We start from the raw sequence: 22,211 nt of genomic DNA on the forward strand, positions 1-22,211 counted from the left end.
CGGAATCCGGACAGGGAACGCGCGCCATTCTACAGGGCTGGCCGTGAGGCGCCCATTCGTGCGGGCCATTTGTATGGATACGTTTGTATGGACGCGGGGCGCCCGTTACGCTTGAGTCTCCATCCGAGGAACCCGCCGCATGAACAACCGTGAACGTGCCGAACACCCGGGCCTGCGTCCGATTGATGACTCTGCCCTGACCCGCGAAAGCTGGAAGATCTTCCAGATCATGGCGGAGTTCGTGGAGGGCTTCGAGCGCCTGGCGCACATCAAGCCCTCGGTCAGCATCTTTGGTTCTGCCCGCTTCCCCCCGGAGCATCGCTATTACCAGCTGGGCGAGACGACCGCGCGCCAGCTGTCGGATGCCGGCTTTGCGGTGGTCAGCGGCGGCGGTCCGGGCATCATGGAGGCGGCCAACAAGGGGGCCTTCGGCGGGCGCTCGCCCAGCATCGGCCTGAACATCCAGCTACCCCACGAGCAGAGTGCGAATGATTACCAAGACGTGGGACTGGGCTTTCGCCACTTCTTTTCGCGCAAGGTGATGTTCGTGAAGTATGCATCCGCCTACGTGGTCCTGCCGGGCGGCTTTGGCACGCTGGACGAGCTGGCGGAGATCCTGACGCTGGTGCAGACCGGCAAGACTCGGCGTATTCCCGTGGTCCTCGTGGGCAGCGAGTTCTGGAAGGGGCTGCTCGACTGGTTCCAGGACACCCTGGTGGAACAGGGCACCATCGACCAGGAGGACCTGCAGCTATACTCGTTGGTAGATTCGCCGGAGGATGTGGTGAGCGCGATCTTCGAGCACTACGAGACGCGCAGCTTCGAGCCGTCCGCGGAAGAAAAGAAACGACTGATGGAGCTGTGATGATGACCCCGACCCGCCTGAGCCTGCCCCTGTCGCTGCTGGCGGCCCTGCTGCTGGTGCCCGGTTCGGCGCTGGCGCAGGAAGACCGCGAGTGGGGGGATGCCCCGCCGCCGCCGGAACTGGACGAGGCTGCCGATCCGCCGCCCCCGGTGCTGGACGAGCGCGCCCGCGAGCAGCGCTCCCTGGAAGAGGCCGACATCATCATTATCGAGCGCGATGGCGAGACGCGGCGCGAATACCGCATGGGCGGCCAGCTGGTGATGGTCGAGGTTACGCCTGCGGTCGGCCCGACCTACTACCTCATCGATACCACCGGCGATGGCACGCTGGATGGTCGCCGCAATGAGCTGGATCCCGACTTTGTACCCCCGTCCTGGGTGATTTTCCGATGGTAATGAATGAATCCGAAATTCAGGGCTGCGGCGAGCTTGCCGGCCTGGCACTGACGGCCGGTCCCGAGGGGCCGGAACTCGACGGCCGGCCGGTGCAGTGCCTGCGCCTGCCGGCCGCCGCGGCGCCGGCCCTGGAGCAGGCCCTCGCCGAGGTCCCTGCTGGCTGTGGCCGCGTGATCGGCCGGGGTGCGGATGATGCGGCCGGGCAGGTGGTGCTGGTGCTCGAGCGTGGCCAGGCCATTCAGGGCACGGTCGCGGCCGAAGGGCCTGGCAGCCTGGAGGCCCTGGGCGAGCGCGCGGCCGACTGGCAGGGCCGCCACACGGCCGGTGCCCTGCCTGCTGGAGACGGCTACCGACGCGGCGTGCTGCAGCAGAGGATGCGCGAGCGTGCGGACACAATCACGTCTTCGCTGGATGCCGAATCGCGGGCGATCCTGGATGCCGAGCTGCACCATCAGGGGCTTTACCGTTTCGAGGACCTGCCGCTGGCGGGAAGTGTCTGGCAGACGGTCCGCATCTATCCGGAGGGCGCCGGCCTGGCCGATCTGGTCCTCCCGCCCGCGCCGGTGCCGGCCTTCTGGCAGGTCGCACGGCTCGCCCTGGCGGTCGCCGTGGATGACGCGGGGCGGCCGGATGCCGAGGGCTACCGGGCGTTGCTGTCCGGATATAACGGACGGCGACCGTTGACCGCCATCGAGCGAGGGGCGGCGCCGACCCTGCTGCGCCTGGCTGCGCTGGACGACTGGCTCGCCGCACTGGAGGCCGGGGCCGATGGGCGCACCGAGCGCGAACGGCTGGCAGCCCTTCAGGCAGAAGCGGCTCGCTTGCAGGGTATCTGGGTTCGCGCCGCGGCTTGATGGCCCAGCCGGCCCGCACGGACGTGTGGGGCGCCTGGGCCAGTCGTTCGCAAACACAACGAGGCGGGGTCGTGGATCCGTGCCTTCCAAGGAGGAAAGCCCATGTTCCGAATCGCTGTCTGGCTGGCGCTGCCCCTGGCCGCCCTTCTCGCCCCTGCGCTCCTGAGTGCCGACGTCTATCGCTGGACCGACGATCAGGGCAATGTCCACTTCGGCGACCGGCCCCCCGAGGGGAGCCGTAGCGAGTCGGTCGATGTGCGTGAGCCGATGCGGGGCGTGCCGCTGGAGGGCGCGCGCGAGATCCTCGAACGTCCGGTGCGCCCCCGCGGCCAGCCGGAGGTGGAGGGTGCCTACCAGCGGGTCGCCATCGCGCGGCCGGAGGATGGCGAGGGCGTGCGGGCGAACGACGGCAACGTGACCGCCGAGCTCGAGCTTGAACCGGCGCTTGATGCCGACGCCGGCCACCGCGTGGTCTGGCTGCTGGACGGGGAGGCCGCCGGCGAGGGGGCTTCGACGAGCGCGACCTTCCAGGGCCTGAACCGCGGTGCCTATACCCTGCAGGCGCGGGTCGTGGACGAGTCGGGTCAGGAACTGGGCGCCAGCGATACCATCGAGTTCAACGTGCTGCGCATGGCCATCCCGCGCAGCCAGCAACAGCAGCAACGGCCCCAGCAGTTTCCGTCGGGCGGTGCACCGCAGGCACCGCAGGCTCCCCGGGCGCCGCAGCCGGTGACGCCTGGCCCGAATTGACGCCGGCACTCGCATAGCGCACCGAAGTGGTGCGGTTGACGCCCCAGATTGGTGCTATTATTGCACCACTCTGGGGCGTTTCGGTTTCAAGGGTGTCGGCGGCCAGGCTTCTGGTGTGACGCAGCCCTCGGCTTCAGCGTCCCGCCCGGCGATTTTCGCTTGGCGCGATTCCTGCTTGAGGCCTTTCGATGACTACGCCCCTTGCCAATCCCGGTATGACCACCCCGCCCTGGTGGGACGACCTCTCCACGGCGGTGCTGGTGACCGATGCGGACCTGCGCCTGCTGAGCCTGAACAGTGCGGCTGAGGTCCTGCTCGGGCTGAGCCGCGAACGCATCGTCGGTTACGGACTGGGGCAATGGCTCAAGCTGGACCGGAATCTGGCCAACCGCTTGCGTTCGGCGCTGACCCTGGATCAGCCGATCACGCTGCGTGCCCGTCAGATGGAGCCCCTGCGAGCCGACAGCTTCCTGGCCGACGTGATCATCACGCCACTGCACCCGGCCGGCGAGCGGCCAGGCCAGTTGCTGTTCGAACTGAACGCCATCGACCGCCACGAGCGCATCAGCCGCGAGGAACAGTTGCAGAAGCAGCAGGCGATCACCCGTGCAGTGACGCGCGGGCTGGCCCACGAGATCAAGAACCCGCTGGGCGGGCTGCGCGGCGCGGCGCAGTTGCTCGCCAGCGAGCTGGACGACTCGGGCCTCAAGGAATACACCCAGATCATCATCCGCGAGGCGGACCGCCTGCGCAGCCTGGTCGACCGCATGCTGGGGCCGAACAACATGCCGCGGCGCGAGGCCGTCAATCTGCACGAGGTCCTGGAGCACGTGCGGGGCCTGGTCAGCGTGCAACTGCCGCTGGGGCTGAAGATCCGCGGCGACTACGACCCCAGTATTCCCGACGTGCAGGCGGATCGCGACATGCTGGTGCAGGCCATCCTCAACCTGGTGCAGAACGCGGTGCATGCACTGGAAGACGGGGGGCAGATCACCCTGAGCTCGCGGATCCTGCGCCAGTACACGATCTCCGGAAAGCGCCACCGGCTGGTGGCCAAACTGAGTGTGCGCGACAACGGCCCCGGCATCCCGGAGGAGATCCGCGAACGCATCTTTTTCCCGATGGTCACCGGGCGCGCCGAGGGCACCGGGCTGGGGCTGCCGATTGCCCAGAGCCTGATCCAGCTGCATGACGGCTTGATCGAATGCCATTCGCGCCCGGGGGCGACCTCATTCGACATCCTGCTTCCTATTGATTCCCCCCAGGGCCGGGAGGAGACGCACTGATGGAACCCATCGTCTGGATCATTGACGACGACGACTCGATCCGCTGGGTGCTGGAACGCGCCCTCCAGCGTCACGCGATCGCCGTGCGCGGCTTCGAGACCGCGGACGCTGCCTGGGCGGCGCTCGAGCGGGATCCGGTCCCGGACACCATCGTCGCCGACATCCGCATGCCGGGCCTAAACGGGCTGGATTTCCTCGCCCGCATGCAGACCCGCCCGGATCCGCCGCCGGTCATCATCATGACCGCCTTCTCCGATCTGGAGAGCGCGGTGGGCGCCTACCAGACCGGGGCCTTCGAGTACCTGCCCAAGCCGTTCGACGTGGACGAGGCCGTGGCCCTGGTGCAGCGCGCGCTGGAGGCGCGCCGTGCCGGGCAGGAGAACGGTCCCGCCGGTCCCGAGATCGAGGAGACCCCGATCATCGGCGAGGCCCCGGCCATGCAGGAGATGTTCCGTGCCATCGGGCGGCTCTCGCGCAGCAATATCACCGTGCTGATCAATGGCGAGTCCGGTACCGGCAAGGAGCTGGTCGCGCGGGCCCTGCACCAGCACAGCCCGCGCGCCGACCAGCCGTTGATCGCGCTGAACACCGCGGCCATCCCCAAGGATCTGCTGGAAAGCGAACTGTTCGGTCACGAACGCGGCGCGTTCACCGGGGCCAACCAGAGTCGCAAGGGCCGCTTCGAGCAGGCCGACGGCGGCACCCTGTTCCTCGACGAGATCGGCGATATGCCGTTCGACCTGCAGACGCGCCTGTTGCGGGTGCTGTCCGATGGCACGTTCTACCGTGTGGGCGGGCATACCCCGATCCGGGTGGACGTGCGCATCATCGCCGCGACCCACCAGGACCTGGAAGAACGCGTCCGCGCGGGCTTGTTCCGCGAGGATCTGTTCCACCGCCTGAACGTGATCCGCATCCACGTGCCATCCCTGCGCGAGCGGCCGGAGGATATCCCGTTGCTGGTACAGCACTTCATGGCCGAGGTCGCTCAGGAACTGGGGGTGGAGGCCAAGACCATGCGCCCCGAGGTGGTCGCGGAGCTGCAGCGTTTGCCGTGGCCGGGGAACGTCCGCCAGCTGGAAAACACCTGCCGTTGGCTCACCGTCATGGCATCGGGCCGGGAGGTGCACCTGGATGACCTGCCGGCCGAGTTGCACCAGCCGACCGAGAGCCGTGCCGAGCCCGGGAGTGCCCCGGTCCGTGTCGCTGCCGGTCCGCGGGACTGGACCGCCGAACTCGCCCAGGTCGCCCGTCAGCACTGGCAGCGCGGCGATCACGACCTGCTGGGCTCGGTCCTGCCGCAGATGGAACGCACGGTGATCCGCGAGGCCCTGAACGCGACCGGTGGTCACCGCCAGCAGGCGGCCGCCCTGCTTGGATGGGGCCGCAACACCCTCACTCGCAAGATCCAGGAGCTCGGCCTCGACGACGAGTAGGTCTTTTCACCGCGAAGGCACGAAGAAGGGCAAGGGCGATTTAACCCCAGAGATCACGGAGGACACGGAGAAAACCAGGGATCGTTTTGTTACGGGTAGGATGCCGATGAGCGTAGCGAATCGCATCGGCCACACGGGGTGGGTTGGCCCCGATGCGTTTCGCATGGCTCAACGCTCCTACCCCTCTGAAAAATTGGCGCCGTTCTCCGTGTCCTATGTGCACTCTGTGGTTAAATCGCCCTTGCCCTTCTTCGCGCCTTCGCGGTGAACAGGCCCTTCAGGTCGTGGGGTCCTGCGGAGCGGGCGGGGCGCAGGCGGAAACGGCACCGTTCAGTTGCAGGGTGCCGGTCAGGTCGCGCACGTGGGTGTAGCCGTGGCGGTCCATGTAGTCGCTGATGCCGTGCAGGATCTTCGGCAGGCACAGTGCGTCGTAGAACAGGCCCGTGCCCACGCCCACGGTGCTGGCGCCGGCGATCAGGAATTCCAGCGCGTCGGTGGCATTCATCACGCCGCCCTGGCCGATGATCGGCACGTTGTGCGGCGCGGCCACCTGATAGACCTGCTGCACCTTCAGCAGCGCGATCGGCTTGATCGCCGGGCCGGACAGGCCGCCCTGGTTGTTGCCGATGACCGCGCGGCGGTTTTCCACGTCCACTGCCATCCCCATCAGGGTGTTGATGACCGCAAAGGCGTCGGTGCCGGCCTCGATGCAGCGCCGGGCATTCTCGGCGATGTCGGTCTGGTTGGGCGAGAGCTTGGTGATCAGCGGCTTGGAGGTGACCTTGCGGCAGGCCTCGACCACCCGGGCGGACATGTCCGGGTCATTGCCGAAGGCGACGCCGCCTTCCTTCACGTTGGGGCAGGAGATGTTGATCTCGATGGCGTCGATCGGCGAGTCGTCGAAGCGTCGGGTGACCTCGATGTACTCCTCGAGGGTGGAGCCCGAGACGTTGGCGAAGAAGCGCGTCTCGTCGAAATCGAGCTGTGGCAGGGTGTGGTCCACCACGTGATCGACCCCGGGGTTCTGCAGGCCGATTGCGTTCAGCATGCCGTCCGGGGTCTCGTAGACGCGGTGCGGGGCGTTGCCCAGCCGCGCCTGGCCGGTCGTGCCCTTCAGGCAGATCGCGCCCGCATCGCGGTTGGAAAAGCCGGCCACGCGGGTGTACTCCTCGCCGAAGCCGACACAGCCGGACAGCAGCACCAGCGGCGTGTTCAAATGCAGGCCGCAGAATTCCAGGGCCAGCCGCGGATCGGTGCGCGAATCACTCATGCTTCACATCGTCCTCTATGAACCGGAGATCCCGCCGAACACGGGCAATATCATTCGTCTGGCGGCCAATACCGGGGCGGCGCTGCACCTGATCCATCCGCTAGGCTTCGAGCTGGACAGTGCGCGGGCGCGCCGCGCCGGGCTCGACTATCACGAGCTGGCCCGGGTGCAAGAGTATGACAGCCTCGACCATTGGCGGGAATCGGTGCAGCCTGGCCGGGTCTTCCCCATGACCACGCGCGGGCAGGTTCGCTACGACGCCCCGACCTTCCGCGATGGCGATGCCTTGTTGTTCGGTCCCGAGACGCGAGGCCTGCCGGAGTCCGTCCTGGATACCCTGCCGTCGGAGCATCGCCTGCGCCTCCCGATGCGCGAGGGCAGCCGCAGCCTCAACCTTTCCAATGCCGTGGCGGTGGTGGTCTACGAGGCCTGGCGCCAGCTGGGGTTTCCCGACGGCGCATGACGCCGAGTCAGCAGGTACGGCGTGCGGGATTGCACTACCCTCGGAAGAAAGCACCCGCGCCGTCCGTCTTTCGAGGGCGATCGCGCCCGTACGTCCACCACGAGAGGTTTCCGATGTTTCCAGTGCTGCGTTCTTTCTGTCTGCTGGCCGCCACGGCCCTGATCTCGGCCCCGCTGGCGGCCGATGAACCCACCGGTTCCGACAACTGGTGGTGGGACGACGACTGGTGGGAGGACGGGGTCATGTACGCCGATCTCGAAAACCACAAGGTGGCGATCGAACGCATCGAATACGAGCGCGATGGCATCGGCATTCCGGCGATGGTCGCCCGTCCGGCGGACGGTGAGGACTATCCCGCAATCCTCTGGACCCATGGCCGGCGCGGCCTGGACGATCTGGCCGAACTGCACGTGAAGCGCCTGGCCGCGCGCGGCTTCGTCGTGCTGGCGCCGGACCTGTACACCGGCCGCTTTATGGAGAGTCATCCGCTGGACCATGACTACGAGCTGGAAGGTGACCTGAACCAGGGCCTGGACGTGCTGCTGGAGCGCGAGGACATCATTGGCAATCGCGCCTGCCTGCTCTCCATCACCCGTGGCGGCTACAAGGCGCTCAAGGTCGCCGTCACCTTCGAGCGCCAGGTCGAGGATGTCGCCTGCTGGGCTGGCTACTACCCGCACCTGCAGGACCCGAACCTGGGCGAGCCGCACCAGGTATATCGCTACGCCAACGAGGTCAACGAGCTCGAGATCCCGATGATGATCCTGATCGGGGACGAGGAGCAGTACCAGCGCCACCGCACCGCGCGCATGGCCGCCGATGGTCTCGCAAGCCGCGGGGGCGAAGTGCACTGGATCGAATACCCCGGCGTGGGCCGCGGCTTCGACTTCCGCAACGGCAACAACCGCACCTTCGCCGACGACCTCGCATCGCGCGACGCCATGATCCGCGTCACCCGCTTCGTCAATCAGCACCTGCGCGACTGACCTCGCTGCCGTCCGCGAGCTGGGCACCAACGAAAAAGGCCCCGCCGGGGCGTAATCCGGCAGGGCCTGGGATGGTAGACGCCCCGGCGGTCCTGGCCGTCGGGGTGTCCGTGCTACGGCCTTAGAAGTCGTAGCGCATGCCGATCGACAGTGCCGTGGCCGTCTGGGCGAGGGGGTTGGCATCGTCGGGGTTGGCACTGCGGGCCGCACTCCAGGGGCTCAAGGCGGAGTTCGCGTCGTTGTCGACCATTGCGACGTTGCCGTAGAAACGCAGGTCACTGTCGACACGGTATTCGAGGCCAAGCGCATACATGGTGGCGTCGGCATCGTCCAGATCGGAATCCAGCTGGAAGGCGTGGCCGTTCAGGTACATGTTCGATGTCAGGCGGAACTGCCCGCCCAGGCCGTACACATCTGCTTCGTCGCCATTGGTAGTTTCCGAGTTCTGGTAGAAGGCACCCATGCGGAAGGCCGGCGTGATGCGGTAGCCAACGGCCAGGCGCCAGGCATCCGGATCCATCGCGCCGTCTTCCTGTTTTTCGTAGGCCAGGGCACCGGTCAGGTCGCCCATGTTGAGATTCAGCGAGGTGGAGTAGGCCTTGTTGGTCGCACCGTCCACGGTGGAGGCATCGCCGGTCTCGTTGGCGTACTGGATGTTCCAGGTCAGGCCGCCGAAGCTGGGGGTCTGGTAGTGGATGCTGTTGTTGAAGCGCTCGTCGAAACGTCCGGTCTGGGCGCGTGAGCGAGTCAGGTTGCGCATATCGCCGACCTGATCGCCGAAGAAGTTGGCCGGGCCACGGGCGCGCTTGAACGGGGTGTCGAACTTGCCGATGCGCAGCATGCCCCACTCGGAACCCTTCAGGCCCACAAAGGTGTCGCGGGTCGCGAAGTTTGTGCCGTTGGTGTCGAAATCGATCTGCTGCTCGATCTGGAACATGCCGACCAGCTGTTCGCGGAATTCGCGCTCGCCCTTGAAGCCCAGGCGGCTGGAATTGCTCGAGACGTTGAATTCGTTGTATTCGGCGCCGTCATCCAGGATGTCGGCGGACAGGTGGGCCCGCCCGTACAGCGTCCAGTCGGCGGTGGCCAGGGCCGGGACGACCAGGCCGGCGGCGATCAGGCTGGTCAGCAGGTGCTTGCGGTTCATGGATTTCTCCCCTATTTGCGTTTGAACGTTGGCGAGACGCGAGTGCCTCTCGACAGGGCGCAAGCATGGGGAGGCCGGGTGACGCCCTGGTTAAGCGCTCATGAAGATCCCGTTAAAAGGCCACACCGTTGCGGAAATGACACGGCTTCGAACGGAACCCGCCGCAAGGCGATGGGTCCTTCCGATGAGGAGCCGGTTTCCGGTCTACTGGAGGTCTCGGGGCGAGCGAGAGGAGGTGCGGCATTGGAAGCATCGGAGTCGACGATCCCCCGCCTGAGTGGCTGGATGCTGTGGCCCCTTCTGGTTGTATCCCCGGCAAGCGGCGCGGAGGATGAGGCGCCGCCGGTGCTCGATCCGGTCGAGATCACGGTGACGGCGCCGCGCCTGGCGACCCCGTTGGCGGATCTGCCGGCGGCGGTCAGCCGGGTCGACGACCGCCAGGCCACCGAGGGGCGGCAGGGTCTGCAGCTGGACGAGGCGCTCAACCGTGTGCCGGGGCTGTTCGGCCAGAACCGCTACAACTTTGCCCAGGATGCGCGAATCTCGATCCGCGGTTTCGGTTCGCGCGCCCCGTTCGGGGTGCGTGGACTGCGCATCCTCCAGGACGGGGTCCCCGAGACCACGCCGGACGGCCAGTCGCAGGTGGATGCCATCGATCTGCTGAACCTGCGCGACATCGAGGTGCTGCGCGGGCCCAGCGCGGCGTTGTACGGCAATGCCTCCGGCGGTGTGATCGCTGCGCGCACCCGCGATGGGCGGGATCCGCGCGGCTTCGGCGGCGGGGTGCTGCTGGGCAGCTACGGCTATCGTCGCGCCGAGGCGGTGGCGGAGCAGGACCACGGCACCCACCGCTATTCCCTGACCGCACATGATTTCGCCATCGACGGCTACCGCGAACAGTCCACCGCCGAGAAGCGCTATCTGCGCCTGCATACCGCCTCGGAACTGGATGCCGGCACGCTCAACGTTCACCTGCGCTACCTGGATGCGCCACGCACCGACGATCCCGGCGGCCTGACCCGCGAGGAGATGCGCGAGGACCGGCGTGCCGCGGCCCCGCTGGCCACGGCGCTGGACAGTACCCAGTCCGCCGAACAGCTGACCACCGGCCTGCAATGGGAGCAGCCGCTGGCCGGGGGCGAGCTGCGCCTGGGCGGATTCTGGACCCAGCGCGACTATGCGCAGCAGTTGCCGTTCCCCGGTGATTCCCGCGTCGCCTACGAGCGCGATTTCTTTGGAGTCAATGCCCAGTACGAGCGCGACGTTGGGGCGACCCGTGTGCTCACCGGCATCGACCTGGAAGAACAGCGCGATGACCGCACACGGCGCTGTTCTGCTGGCCGGCTTTTCGATCGCGACGGCGGCGAGTGTTCCGCGGACCCGGTTGATCCCATGAGCGACCTGGCGCTCGACCAGCGGGAGCGTGCCCGCTCGCGCGGGGTGTTCGTGCAGACCGATACCGCACTCGGGTCGGACTGGAACCTGGTGGCCGGCGCCCGTCACGACCGTATTCGCATGTCCATCGACGATCACTTCGTCGAGCGGTTTGACGACGGTGATGACGTCACGGACCGATCGGGCCGACGGACCTTTGACGAGACCAGCGGCATGGCCGGGCTGATCTGGCACTTCCGGCCCGAGTATCGCGCCTACGTGAATGTGGCGACCAACTTCGAGACCCCGACCTTCACCGAGTTTGCCAATCCGGAGGGCGGAGGCGGCTTCAACCCCGAGGTGGACCCACAACGGGCGCGCAGTATCGAGGTCGGTATCCGGCGCGAGAATCCGCAGCTCTCCTGGGAGGCCTCGGTCTACGCTACCCGGGTGCGCGACGAGCTGTCGCCGTACCAGCTTGAAGGTCAGGGCGACCGGACGTTCTATACCAACGCCGGGCGCACGGCCCGCGATGGCGTTGAGCTAAGCGCAGACTGGCGGTTGAACCCACAGTGGACCCTGAGCGCCGCTGCAAGCCTCAATCGTTTCCGTTTTCGCGAGTTCGAGGATGCCGAGGGTGTTCGCCATGACGGCAACCGGATGCCGGGGCTGCCGCGCGAGCAGTTGTTCGTCGAGGCCGACTGGCGCGACGGCCCCTGGTTCGTGACCGTGGACGCGCTGCATGTGGGGTCGCGTTATGTGGACAACGCGAACACGGAGAAGGTGGGGCCGCAGACGACGCTGAACCTGCGCGCCGGCCGGTTCTGGCAGCAGGGCGATACCCGTGCCGAGGCCTTCGTCGCCGCCAACAACCTGCTGGATGCTGACAATGTCGACAACATCCGGATCAATGCGGCGGGCGGCCGCTACTACGAGCCAGCGCCGGGTCTGACCTTGATGGCGGGGGTGCGGATGTATTTCGGACAGTGAGAGGGGTGGGGTCGGTGTGGTTCGCTGCGCTCACGGCACCCTGTGATCTGCGGGGCCGGAAGCATCATCGCAGGATGCGCTGAGCGCAGCGAACCGCATCCACACACGGGTCCGACTAATCACGACGCCACGGCTCGTCCGACGACTTCCCGGGCTCGATCTCGTCCAGGCGCCCCTGCTCGATCTTGCGCAGGGTCTCCGGGTCGGTCTCGTCGTCGTCCTCCCAGGAGGATCGGCGCGCCGGGGGTAACGGGTCACGCCGGTACAGCAACCCGCCGCAGGCCGCGCCCACCACCGCGCCGAACAGGTGTGCCTCGAACGACACCTTGGGCCCGCTGGGGAACACGCCCCACAGCATGCTGCCGTAAAGAAACAGGATGATGATGGCGAGCGCGATGGACAGCGCATCGCGGCGGCGAATCCCGATCACGACCGCGAAGAACATCAGACCGTGGGTAAGGCCGGACGCCCCGATGTGCAGCCCCTCGCGGGCAAACAGCCACACGCCCAGTCCACCCATCAGCCAGATCAGCGGCACCGCCGTGCGCGTGGCCTGGGGAAAGCCGTAGAGGGTCAGCATGCCTAGCACCCAGAGGGTCGGGACATTGGCCAGCAGGTGGCCCCAGGAGCCGTGGATCAGCGGCGAGGTGATGATGCCCAGCACCCCGACCGCGTCGCGCGGGAGGATGCCCAGGCGTGACCAGTCGCCGCCGGTCAGCTCCTGCAGCGCATGGATCGCGATCAGGATGCCGGCCCCGAGCATGGGCCACATCAGGGCGCGCCGAATGCGCTCGCGTTCGGCCCTGGGATCGGTCGGGGGTGCCGGCCGGCGCAGATTCATCATGCGCCTAGCCTGCCACGCTCGGGCACGAGGTCCAATCTCTCTGGCTCCCGGGCGCCGCCCCTGGCACCGTCATTGCGAGGCCCCGCAGGGGCCGTGGCAACCTCCCAAAGCTGGCACCGAGTCGGGAGCCGGTGGTTCCGGATGGCGGTTACTCGCTCCGCACGCCCTTCGGGCCGGCGTGCGGCCGTTCAACCCAGCTCCGCTGCTTTTTGTGCCGCGTCGCCTTCGGCTCCTCGCAATGACGGTGCCGAAGGCGAACGGCGGGATTAGTGCCCGCCCGGCCCCAGGTCGGCGCCCTTGTCGTGCAGGGCAAGCTTGTCGTGGAGTTCGCCGCTTTCGCCGCGCGGGGCCTTCACTTCGACCTCCATGCCGTTACGGCGGAACTTGCCGACCACCTTGTCGATCGCGGCCACGGCCGAGCTGTCCCACAGCGAGGCGCGGGTCAGGTCGATCTCGACGTTATGGATGCCTTCGCGGTAGTCGAAGCTGTCGATGAACTTGTCCACGGCGACGAAGAAGAGCTGGCCGCGAACGGTGTAGATACGGGTCTTGCCGTCCTCCGACAGGTCACTCTTCACTTCCACCGCCTTGACCATCTTGCGTGCGAAGAAGATCGCGGAGAGCAGCACGCCGGCGAACACGCCCATCGACAGGTCGTGGGTGATCACGGTGACCGCGACGGTCACGATCAGCACCACGGCATCGGTGCGCGGCAACTTGTGCAGCGTGGTCAGCGAGCCCCAGTCGAAGGTGGCGATGGAGACCATGATCATCACCGCGACCAGTGCGGCCATCGGGATGATCGAGACCAGATCGCCCAGCACCAGGATGAAGAACAGCAGGAACAGGCCGGCCGACAGGGTCGACAGCCGACCGAGACCGCCGGACTTGATGTTGATGACCGACTGGCCAATCATCGCGCAGCCGGCCATGCCGCCGAAGAAGCCGGTGACGATGTTGGCGATGCCCTGGCCCTGGGCCTCACGGTTCTTGCCGGAGGGGGTGTCGGTCAGGTCATCGAGGATCGAGGCCGTCAGCAGCGACTCCAGCAGACCAACGATCGCCAGCGCGAACGCGGTCGGGAAGATGATCTGCAGGGTCTCCAGGTTCCACGGGATGTCCGGGAACAGGAACACCGGCAGGCCGGAGGGCAGGTCGCCCATGTCGCCGACTTCCAGCGTGGGCATGCCCATGTAGTAGACGACGGCGGTTAGCGCGATGATCGCGACCAGCGGTGGCGGCAGGAGCTTCGGGTAGCCGGGGATCATCGGCAGGCCGTAGAGGATGATCAGACCGGCCGCGACCAGCGCCCACATGGTGGTGTCGCCATCGACCAGGTAGGGCACCTGGGAGAGAAAGATCAGGATCGCCAGCGCGTTGACGAAGCCGACCAGCACGGTGCGCGGGATGAACATCATGTAGCGCGCGAGCTTGGCCCACGAGAACAGGAGCTGGATGAGCCCGGTCAGGATGGTGGCCGCCAGCAGGTACTGCAGCCCGTGCTCGGCCACCAGCGTGACCGTGAGCAGGGCCATCGCCCCGGTTGCCGCCGAGATCATTCCGGGCCGCCCGCCGGCGAAGGCGATCACCACCGCCATGGTGAACGAGGCGTACAGGCCCACGCTCGGGTCCACGCCGGCGATGATGGAGAAGGCGATCGCCTCGGGGATCAGGGCCAGTGCGACCACGATCCCGGCGATCAGGTCGCCGCGGACATTGAAGAACCAGACCTTGCGCTGGCGGGACAGGAAGTCTTGTATGGTCTGCTGCACGTTGCGTTCCCCAATACCGGTGCGCGCCGAAGCCGACCAGGGTCGGGATCAACGGGTGAACGAACAGGTACCAGAGACTTTGGGAGGCGCGGATCCACGCGAAGGGTTGGATCGGCGCTTCCCCGGGAAGTAGCCGGGCCCGGTTGCCACCAGTGGATGGCGCGGTTGCAAGCGGTTCGGTGCCAGTACAGACTGAGAACCGCTCAGGAAAGGCGCGAAATTGTACCACTCTATGTAGTCGGTTCTGAAGTTTTCATGACCCCGGGCGCGTACGCCGGGTCGGTTTCATGCGATCACAAAGGGGATCCCCATGCTGCAGCGCGTCATCATCGCCATCGACTTTTCGCCCGCTTCGGCCTCGGCCCTGGCGATTGCCCGCCAGCACTGCCCGGGGGCGAAGAAGCGGTTGCTCTATGTGATGAAGCCGTCGGACGTGGCCGGTCCCAGCTCTGCCGGTGCGTTCAGTGGTGCGGGCTCGTCGCCGCTGAACGCGAAGGACATGCGCAATGCTGCGGAGGAGAAGGTGCGTGCCCAGATGCAGGAGTGGGCCGAGGCAGACGACGACGTCGCCATCGCCGTGGGCAGCGCCCCCGAGGAAATTTCCCGCCACGCCGAAGAGTGGGGTGCGGACATGATCGTGATGGGGACCCGTGGGCGCAGCCAGATCTCCAACATGCTCTCCGGCTCTGCCACCGAGTGGCTGGTGCGCAATGCGCGCCTGCCGGTCCTGGTGGTGCACGACGTGCCGCTGTCCGACTCGATGAAGGAAAAGCTGCCGCCGGAAGGCGCCGTCGACTGAAGCGGCTCGCAGCCCTCCCGGCATGCAGAAGGCCCGCTTTCAGCGGGCCTTTCTCGTTCCTGCGGCATGCTCATCGCGGTGCCGGCTGGCCGGGCCTCAGCCCCCGGTCATGGACATGAAGCGCAGGACTTTCTCCGGGCGCTCGGAGAATTCGTGGCGTTCCGGCTTCAGGTTGATGGCCTGAACCACCAGGTCCTCCAGTTCCGAATCGGTACAGCCCTCGCGCAGGTAGGGGCGCAGGTTCAGGCTGTGGTCGTTGCCGAGGCAGGTGTAGATGGTGCCGTCCACCGACAGGCGCACGCGGTTGCAGGTATCGCAGAAGTGCTGCGAGATCGGGGTGATGAAGCCGATGCGCACATCGGTATCCGGGATCTGCATGTAGCGCGCCGGGCCGCCCCCGGGCATCACGCCGGGCACCAGGTTGTAGCGCGGCTCCAGGCGGGCACGCACATCCTGCAGGTTCACGTAATGGCCCTCTTTCGCCTGGCGGCCCGTGTCGCCCATCGGCATGGTCTCGATGAAGCGCAGGGTGAAGCCGTGCTCGATGCAGAAGTCGACCATGTCCTCGACCTCCGGCTCGTTGATCCCGCCCATCACGACCATGTTGATCTTGATTGGGGCGAGGCCCGCGGCCTTGGAGGCCATCAGCCCGTCCAGCACCTTCTCCAGCTTGCCGCCGGTGATCTCCTTGAAGACCTCGGGCTTGAGCGAATCGAGGCTGACGTTGATCCGGTCGACGCCAGCATCCTTCAGCTCCTGCGCATGGCGCGCCATGCGCGTGGCGTTGGTGGACAGCGAGATATCGTCGATGCCGGGCAGGGCATTCAGGCGCGCGGCCAGATCCGGGAGGTTCTTGCGCACCAGGGGCTCGCCGCCGGTCAGGCGCACACGGCGGGTGCCGAGGCGACCGAAGGCGCCCATCACGCGCTCGATCTCCTCGAAGCTGAGCCAGTGTTCCGGCTCCTCGAAGTCGCGAAAGCCCTTGGGCATGCAGTAGAAACAGCGCAGATCGCAGCGATCGGTGACCGAGAGGCGCACGTATTCGATGCGGCGACCGAAGGCGTCGATCAGGGCGTTTCCTTCCGTGGGGGTGTCGGCGTGTTCCATTGGCGGGCCTGTGACGTCGAGTGGGGCGATATGTTCCGTGGTACACATCGTAGATCATTTTGCGGTCTTTGCCACATGAACGTGCAAATCATCTGTGGATTCGGGTCACAATAAAAAAAATCTTCACCCGATAATTCTGGTTTATCCGCAAATAGAAAAGACTCGTTGGCAGAATGTGTCCGCTCCGTCCACAATGCGCGATGCATAACTGAACCGAGATCACGAGGTCGCCCCCATGAGCGCGTTGCCCGAATTCGAAAAGCACGGCGAGCAGGAGATCAAGTACACCACCTGCTACATGTGCGCCTGTCGTTGCGGTATCAAGGTTACCGTCCAGGACAACAAGGTCCGCTACATCCAGGGGAATCGGCACCACCCGATCAACAAGGGTGTGCTCTGCGCCAAGGGCAACGCGGGGATCATGAAGCAGCAGTCCCCGGCGCGCCTGCACCAGCCGATGCGCCGCAAGCCGGGCACCGAGCGCGGTGCTGGCGAGTTTGAGCCGATCTCCTGGGACGAGGCGCTGGACACCCTGTCCGCGCGCCTGCAGAAGATCCGCGAGACCGACCCGCGCAAGCTGGCGTTCTTCACCGGCCGTGACCAGATGCAGGCCCTGACCGGCCTGTGGGCAACCCAGTTCGGTACCTACAACTGGGCGGCCCACGGTGGCTTCTGCTCGGTGAACATGGCCGCCGGCGGCCTGTACACCACTGGCTTCGCCTTCTGGGAATTCGGCGACCCCGACTGGGATCGCACCAAGTACCACATGCTCTGGGGTGTGGCGGAAGACCATGCCTCCAACCCGATCAAGATCGGGCTGGAAAAGCTCAAGCGCAGCGGCGGCAAGTTCGTCGCGATCAACCCGGTGCGCACCGGCTACCAGGCGATCGCCGACGAGTGGGTGGGCATCAAGCCCGGCACCGACGGCCTGTTCGCGCTGTCGATGCTGCACGTGCTGCTGAAGAACGACCAGTTCGACTGGGACTTCCTGGTGCGCTACACCAACGCCACCCAGCTGGTCGTACAGACCCCGGGCCAGAAGGGCGACGGCCTGATCCTGCGTGACGAGGCCGGCAACCCGCAGGTCTGGGAACTGGAGAAGGAGGCCTTCGTCGACGGCAGCCAGGTCGACATCAAGCCGGCCCTGTTCGGCGAGTACACCGCCCCGGACGGCCGCCCGGTCAAGACCGTGATGACCCTGCTGGCCGAACGTTACCTGGCGGACGAGTATTCCCCGGAGAATACCGCCGCGGTGACCGGCATCCCGGCCGAGCAGACCGAGCGCCTGGCGCTGGAGATGGCCCACGTCGCGTTCAAGGAGACCATCGAGCTCGACATCGAGTGGACCGACTCCTGGGGCCGCAAGCACGACAAGGTGTTCGGGCGTCCGGTGTCCATGCACGCGATGCGCGGCATCTCCGCGCACTCCAATGGATTCCAGACCTGCCGCGCGATTCACCTGTTGCAGATCATGCTCGGCTCGGTGGACTGCCCCGGCGGTCACCTGGCCAAGCCGCCGTATCCGAAGCACATCCCGCCGGGCATCAAGCCGGCCAAGGAATGCGCCCCGAACACCCCGCTGAAGAGCCCGCCGCTCGGTTTCCCGACCGCGCCGGAGGATCTGGTCATCGATGACGACGGCAACCCGCTGCGCATCGACAAGGCCTTCTCCTGGGATGCGCCGGTGTCCAACCACGGCATGATGCACATGGTGGTGACCAACGCGGTCAACGCCGACCCGTACCCGATCGACACCCTGATCTTCTTCATGGCGAACATGTCGTGGAACTCCACGATGAACACCGCCGAAGTGATGGACATGCTGCGGTCCAAGGACGAGAACGGCGAGTACAAGATCCCGTTCCTGGTGGTCTCGGATGCGTTCAATTCCGAGATGGTCAGCTTCGCCGACCTGGTGCTGCCGGATACCACCTATCTGGAGCGCTACGACACCATCTCCATGCTCGACCGCCCGATCTCCGAGCCGGCCGCGGCGGCGGACTCCATCCGCCACCCGATCCTCGAGCCCGATCGCAACGTGCGGCCGTGGCAGGAGGTCATGGTCGAGCTGGCCGGGCGCCTGAAGTTCCCGGCGTTCACCAAGGACGATGGCAGCCGCAAGTTCTCGGATTACAAGGACTTCATCGTCAACTTCGAGAAGGAGCCGGGCATCGGCTTCCTGTCCGGCTATCGCGGCAAGGACGGCCAGAGCCACTTGCGCGGCGAGCCGAACCCGAAGCAGTGGGAGGCGTACATCGAGAACCAGGGGTTCTTCCTGTACCACCTGGCGCCGAATCAGCAGTTCTACCGCTACGCCAACAAGGACTACCTGGAGCTGGCCAAGCACGCCGGCTGGGTAGGCAAGACCGATCCGATCACGATCGAGATCTACTCCGAGACCCAGCAGCGCTTCAAGCTGGCCGGCCAGGGCCTGTACGACGGCCCGCAACCGACCAAGCAGGAGCACAAGGACCGGCTGACCCAGTACTTCGATCCGCTGCCCATCTGGCACAAGCCGCTGGAGCAGACCCGGATCGACGAGGACGAGTACCCGTTCTACGCGGTCAACCAGCGTCCGATGTTCATGTACCACTCCTGGGATTCGCAGAACGCCTGGCTGCGCCAGATCTGCGCCCAGAACTACCTGTACATGAACCGTCAGAAGGCGGAGTCCATGGGCATCGAGGATCTGTCCTGGGTGTGGCTGGAGTCGCACAACGGCAAGATTCGCGTGCAGGTCAAGCTGATCGAGGGCTGCGAGCCCAGCACCGTCTGGACCTGGAACGCCATCGGCAAGCAGAAGGGCGCCTGGGGCCTGAAGCCGGAGGCGAACGAGTCGCAGAAGGGCTTCCTGATGAATCACCTGATCAGCGAGCTGCTCCCGAAGAAGGGCGACCCGATCGACAACATCACCAACTCCGACCCGGTCACCGGGCAGGCCGCGTGGTACGACCTCAAGGTCAAGATCACCCCGGCCGGTCCCGACGAGCAGAGCGCCTGGCCGCAGTTCGACGAGGTGAAGGCCACGCCGGGCATGTCCGAATCGCCGGACCAGCTGCGCTACCACGCGCACAAGCCCGTGCACCTGAACCGCGACATCCGCGACGTGCTCACGCGCGGTTCGCTGGACGACGAGAAAAACTGATCCGGCCCGGTTCCGCGACGGCCTCAAGGCCATCGCGGGGCTTGCCCGCACGAACGATTTGAGGGAGTACCAACCATGCGACTTGGACTCGTAATCGACATGGACACCTGCGTGGGCTGCCATGCCTGCGCGGTGGCCTGCAAGCAGTGGAACACCAGCGGCACCACGGGTCCGCTGACCGACTATCGCCCCTACGGCGAGGACCCGAGCGGCGTGTGGTTCAACCGCATCCGCCACTACGAGGTCGGGGACTACCCCAACAACAAGACCGTCAACATCCCGATGTCCTGCATGCACTGCGAGCATGCCGACTGCGTGAACGTCTGCCCCACCGGTGCCTCCTACAAGCGCCCGGAAGACGGCATCGTGCTGGTCGACCAGGACAAGTGCATGGGCTGCAACTACTGCGCCTGGGCCTGCCCGTACGGCGCCCGCGAGCTGGACCGCGAAGACGGCGTGATGAAGAAGTGCACGCTGTGCGTGGACCGCATCTACGACGAGCAGCTGCCGCCGGAAGAGCGTCAGCCCGCCTGCGTCATCACCTGCCCGGCGCACGCGCGCTTCTTCGGCGACTTTGATGACGACGCCTCCGAGGTGAGCCGCCTGGTCCGCGAACGTGGCGGTGTGAAGCAGATGCCCGAGCTTGGCTACAAGCCGGTCAACACCTATCTGCCGCCGCGGATCACCCGTTCCATCCCCACCGACGACGTGCGTGCCAACACGCTGATCACCTCGGTGAAGGACTGGGTCAACAAGATGGTGGCGCGCTAAGCGCGCCCGATCGGGGAGAGAAAACCATGCATCCGGCGTTTTCCGTCATTCTGTTTACTGTCATCTCCGGTGCGGGCTACGGCCTGTTCCTGTTGCTGGTGGCCTTCCATCTCGCGGGCATCGGTCCGGTCATGAGCCATGGCGAGCTGATCGCGCACGGGGTTGCGGCCCTGGGCATGATCACCGTCGGGCTCATGCTGTCCACCGGCCACCTGGCGAACAAGAAGAACGCCTGGCGTTCCTTCATGCGCTTCAAGACCTCCTGGCTCTCGCGCGAGGCGGTATTTGCCGTGCTGTTCTACCCGTTCGCCGCGATCTATGGCCTCGGCGTGCTGCTGCAGGGCCACGAAGTCGGTCCGTTGGCCGCAGTGGCTGGCGCCATCGCCGCCGTGCTGGCGGTGGTCACGCTGTTCTCCACCGGGATGATCTACGGCTGCCTGAAGACCATCCGCCAGTGGAACACCGCGCTGACCCCGGCCAACTACATCCTTCTGGGTGTGGCCACCGGTGCCGTCGCCTTCGCCGCCATTGCCAGTGTGTTCGGCAACGCCACCGCGATGCATGCGGGCGTGGCCATCGTGCTGCTGCTGATCGCTGGCGTCCTCAAGGGGATCTACTACTTCTGGATCTCCCGCGTGACCGGCCCGACCATCAACACCGCCACCACCTTCAACCGCGCGACCGTGCGGTTGCTGGATACCGGGCATACCGCCGGTACCTTCCTGACCGACGAGTTTGGCTACGATGCAGGCAAGAACACCACCGACACCCTGAAGATGGGCGTGTTCCTGCTCGCGTTCGGTACCCCGATCCTGGTGTTCGCCGCGATCCTGTCCGGCGTGCCGGCCATCGTGGCCTGGCTCGGCCTGGTCGCGGCCCTGGCGGGTGTGATCATGGAGCGCTGGCTGTTCTTCGCCGAGGCCCGGCACGTCGTGCGCTTGTACCACGGGGACCAGCACACCTGAGCCCCGCTGGCTGAAGTGGCACATCGAACGCCCGCCTTGCGCGGGCGTTTTCATGGGCGCCCGTCGTGGCCGCTGGCCGTCGGGCGCGGATGTCTTACTCGCGCTGCTCGTCCTGGCGCATGCCGTGGATGATGTAATAGCCCACGTAGCCAAAGAAGGCCACGATCCCCAGCAGGGTGATGATGGTCAGAATGCCGATGGGCGACTGGAACATGATTTCGGTCAGCATGAGGGTTCTCCTGAGGTGTTGTTGCACCTCTGAAGCTAGCGCTGCCCCGGGCTGCCGAATTTGATCCAGATCAAGGCAGTAGCCGATCGCCCCGGCAACCCTGTGCATCCAGTTTCGTGATGCAACTACGCACGTTCGCTGCCAGTCGGCCTATCATTAGAGTGAGCTGATGCTATGGCTGGTGCGCAATTGCCGGCGCACTGCTGCGAAGAGGTCCCCTTGAAACACTGGTACACCATCCAATGCAAACCCCGGGAAGAAGCCCGCGCCGAGGCGAATCTCGACCGCCAGGGCTATCGCACGTTCCGGCCGCTGATCCGCCGGCCCATTCGCCGCAGGGGGCGTCGCACCGCCGTCACCGAGTCCCTGTTTCCGCGCTACCTTTTCGCACAGCTTTGCGACGTCGCAGAAAACTGGGCCCCAATTCGCTCCACGCGCGGCGTGCTTGGGTTGGTGCGCTTTGGCTCCAGCCCGGTGCCGGTTCCCGAGCCGGTTATCGAGGGGATCCGCCTGCGCTTGGACCCCGAGAGCGGCTGTCTCGACCTTACCCGTGACAGTGACTTTGCCCCGCAGCAGCCGGTCACCATCACGGATGGGCCGTTCCAGGGGCGCGAGGCCTTGTTTCTCGCCCGTACCGGAGAAGAGCGCGTGATCGTTCTCATGCAGATCATGAGCCAGTGTCAGCAGGTCGAGCTGCCGGCTGCGGCCGTAGGGCCTGTTGTCTGATCGGGCAGTGCGAGGGCAAGGCGGTCGTCTGCGATGT

20 protein-coding genes are annotated in these 22,211 nt (G+C 66.1%); 14 read left to right on the forward strand and 6 right to left on the reverse strand.

Annotated features, from left to right (window positions below):
• Positions 1-139: 139 nt before the first annotated feature.
• The 6 genes from B0684_RS03045 (at position 140) to ntrC (ending at position 5,586) form a co-directional block, all read left to right on the forward strand.
• A complete protein-coding gene (locus B0684_RS03045) occupies positions 140-865 on the forward strand; it encodes an LOG family protein (protein WP_018168880.1) in 726 nt (241 codons plus the stop codon).
• Entirely contained in the window at positions 865-1,260 is a 396-nt protein-coding gene (locus tag B0684_RS03050; RefSeq protein ID WP_018168881.1) for a DUF2782 domain-containing protein, read from the forward strand. The genes B0684_RS03045 and B0684_RS03050 overlap by 1 nt, the downstream gene beginning before the upstream one ends.
• Complete coding sequence (locus B0684_RS03055; protein WP_018168882.1) at positions 1,260-2,114, forward strand: hypothetical protein; 855 nt, start codon at positions 1,260-1,262, stop codon at positions 2,112-2,114. The genes B0684_RS03050 and B0684_RS03055 overlap by 1 nt, the downstream gene beginning before the upstream one ends.
• Before the next feature lie 102 nt (positions 2,115-2,216).
• Positions 2,217-2,864 carry a DUF4124 domain-containing protein gene (locus tag B0684_RS03060; RefSeq protein ID WP_018168883.1) on the forward strand — a complete coding sequence of 216 codons (648 nt, stop codon included), beginning with the start codon at positions 2,217-2,219 and terminating at the stop codon, positions 2,862-2,864.
• Between the two features lie 188 nt (positions 2,865-3,052).
• On the forward strand, positions 3,053-4,150 hold the full coding sequence (gene glnL / locus B0684_RS03065) for a nitrogen regulation protein NR(II) (protein WP_026312996.1): 1,098 nt from the start codon (positions 3,053-3,055) through the stop codon (positions 4,148-4,150).
• Positions 4,150-5,586: a nitrogen regulation protein NR(I) gene (gene ntrC, locus B0684_RS03070; protein WP_018145059.1), complete on the forward strand. Its 1,437-nt coding sequence runs from the start codon at positions 4,150-4,152 to the stop codon at positions 5,584-5,586. The genes glnL and ntrC overlap by 1 nt, the downstream gene beginning before the upstream one ends.
• Positions 5,587-5,863: 277 nt before the next feature.
• On the opposite strand, the gene B0684_RS03075 is transcribed toward ntrC, so the two are convergent.
• Complete coding sequence (locus B0684_RS03075; RefSeq protein ID WP_018168885.1) at positions 5,864-6,856, reverse strand: dihydroorotate dehydrogenase; 993 nt, start codon at positions 6,854-6,856, stop codon at positions 5,864-5,866.
• Here B0684_RS03075 and B0684_RS03080 point away from each other — a divergent pair.
• A complete protein-coding gene (locus B0684_RS03080; RefSeq protein ID WP_018649610.1) occupies positions 6,855-7,319 on the forward strand; it encodes a tRNA (cytidine(34)-2'-O)-methyltransferase in 465 nt (154 codons plus the stop codon). The two genes, B0684_RS03075 and B0684_RS03080, sit on opposite strands and share 2 nt — an antisense overlap.
• A 113-nt stretch (positions 7,320-7,432) precedes the next feature.
• A complete protein-coding gene (locus B0684_RS03085; protein WP_018649611.1) occupies positions 7,433-8,305 on the forward strand; it encodes a dienelactone hydrolase family protein in 873 nt (290 codons plus the stop codon).
• A gap of 121 nt (positions 8,306-8,426) precedes the next feature.
• Here the strand turns inward: B0684_RS03085 and B0684_RS03090 are convergent, their stop codons facing one another.
• Positions 8,427-9,452: a porin gene (locus tag B0684_RS03090; protein ID WP_018168888.1), complete on the reverse strand. Its 1,026-nt coding sequence runs from the start codon at positions 9,450-9,452 to the stop codon at positions 8,427-8,429.
• Positions 9,453-9,695: 243 nt separating this feature from the next.
• Here B0684_RS03090 and B0684_RS03095 point away from each other — a divergent pair, with 243 nt between their 5' ends.
• On the forward strand, positions 9,696-11,816 hold the full coding sequence (locus B0684_RS03095; RefSeq protein ID WP_018175972.1) for a TonB-dependent receptor family protein: 2,121 nt from the start codon (positions 9,696-9,698) through the stop codon (positions 11,814-11,816).
• Between the two features lie 115 nt (positions 11,817-11,931).
• On the opposite strand, the gene B0684_RS03100 is transcribed toward B0684_RS03095, so the two are convergent.
• Positions 11,932-12,660: a rhomboid family intramembrane serine protease gene (locus B0684_RS03100; RefSeq protein WP_018175973.1), complete on the reverse strand. Its 729-nt coding sequence runs from the start codon at positions 12,658-12,660 to the stop codon at positions 11,932-11,934.
• Between the two features lie 266 nt (positions 12,661-12,926).
• Positions 12,927-14,432, reverse strand: coding sequence for a SulP family inorganic anion transporter (locus B0684_RS03105; protein WP_018175974.1), 1,506 nt, complete (start codon positions 14,430-14,432; stop codon positions 12,927-12,929).
• A gap of 310 nt (positions 14,433-14,742) precedes the next feature.
• Here B0684_RS03105 and B0684_RS03110 point away from each other — a divergent pair, with 310 nt between their 5' ends.
• Positions 14,743-15,231, forward strand: a complete 489-nt coding sequence (locus tag B0684_RS03110) for a universal stress protein (protein WP_018145067.1) — start codon at positions 14,743-14,745, stop codon at positions 15,229-15,231.
• A gap of 96 nt (positions 15,232-15,327) precedes the next feature.
• Here B0684_RS03110 and moaA read toward each other — a convergent pair whose 3' ends face one another.
• Positions 15,328-16,338: a GTP 3',8-cyclase MoaA gene (gene moaA / locus B0684_RS03115; protein ID WP_018168892.1), complete on the reverse strand. Its 1,011-nt coding sequence runs from the start codon at positions 16,336-16,338 to the stop codon at positions 15,328-15,330.
• Between the two features lie 235 nt (positions 16,339-16,573).
• Between moaA and B0684_RS03120 the strand changes: the two genes are divergently transcribed.
• The 3 genes from B0684_RS03120 to B0684_RS03130 all read left to right on the forward strand — a co-directional run bounded on the left by B0684_RS03120 (position 16,574) and on the right by B0684_RS03130 (position 21,219).
• Positions 16,574-19,483 carry a molybdopterin oxidoreductase family protein gene (locus tag B0684_RS03120; RefSeq protein WP_018168893.1) on the forward strand — a complete coding sequence of 970 codons (2,910 nt, stop codon included), beginning with the start codon at positions 16,574-16,576 and terminating at the stop codon, positions 19,481-19,483.
• A 75-nt stretch (positions 19,484-19,558) separates the two neighbouring features.
• Positions 19,559-20,254 carry a 4Fe-4S dicluster domain-containing protein gene (locus B0684_RS03125; protein ID WP_038032074.1) on the forward strand — a complete coding sequence of 232 codons (696 nt, stop codon included), beginning with the start codon at positions 19,559-19,561 and terminating at the stop codon, positions 20,252-20,254.
• Positions 20,255-20,280: 26 nt separating this feature from the next.
• A complete protein-coding gene (locus B0684_RS03130; RefSeq protein WP_018168894.1) occupies positions 20,281-21,219 on the forward strand; it encodes a dimethyl sulfoxide reductase anchor subunit family protein in 939 nt (312 codons plus the stop codon).
• A gap of 94 nt (positions 21,220-21,313) precedes the next feature.
• Here the strand turns inward: B0684_RS03130 and B0684_RS13995 are convergent, their stop codons facing one another.
• Positions 21,314-21,448, reverse strand: coding sequence for a hypothetical protein (locus B0684_RS13995; protein WP_018168895.1), 135 nt, complete (start codon positions 21,446-21,448; stop codon positions 21,314-21,316).
• Between the two features lie 174 nt (positions 21,449-21,622).
• On the opposite strand from B0684_RS13995, the gene rfaH reads away from it, so the two are divergent.
• Positions 21,623-22,174: a transcription/translation regulatory transformer protein RfaH gene (rfaH, locus tag B0684_RS03135; protein ID WP_018168896.1), complete on the forward strand. Its 552-nt coding sequence runs from the start codon at positions 21,623-21,625 to the stop codon at positions 22,172-22,174.
• Positions 22,175-22,211: the final 37 nt, after the last annotated feature.

This window comes from Thioalkalivibrio versutus (assembly GCF_001999325.1).
Classification (GTDB): Bacteria; Pseudomonadota; Gammaproteobacteria; order Ectothiorhodospirales; family Ectothiorhodospiraceae; genus Thioalkalivibrio; species Thioalkalivibrio versutus.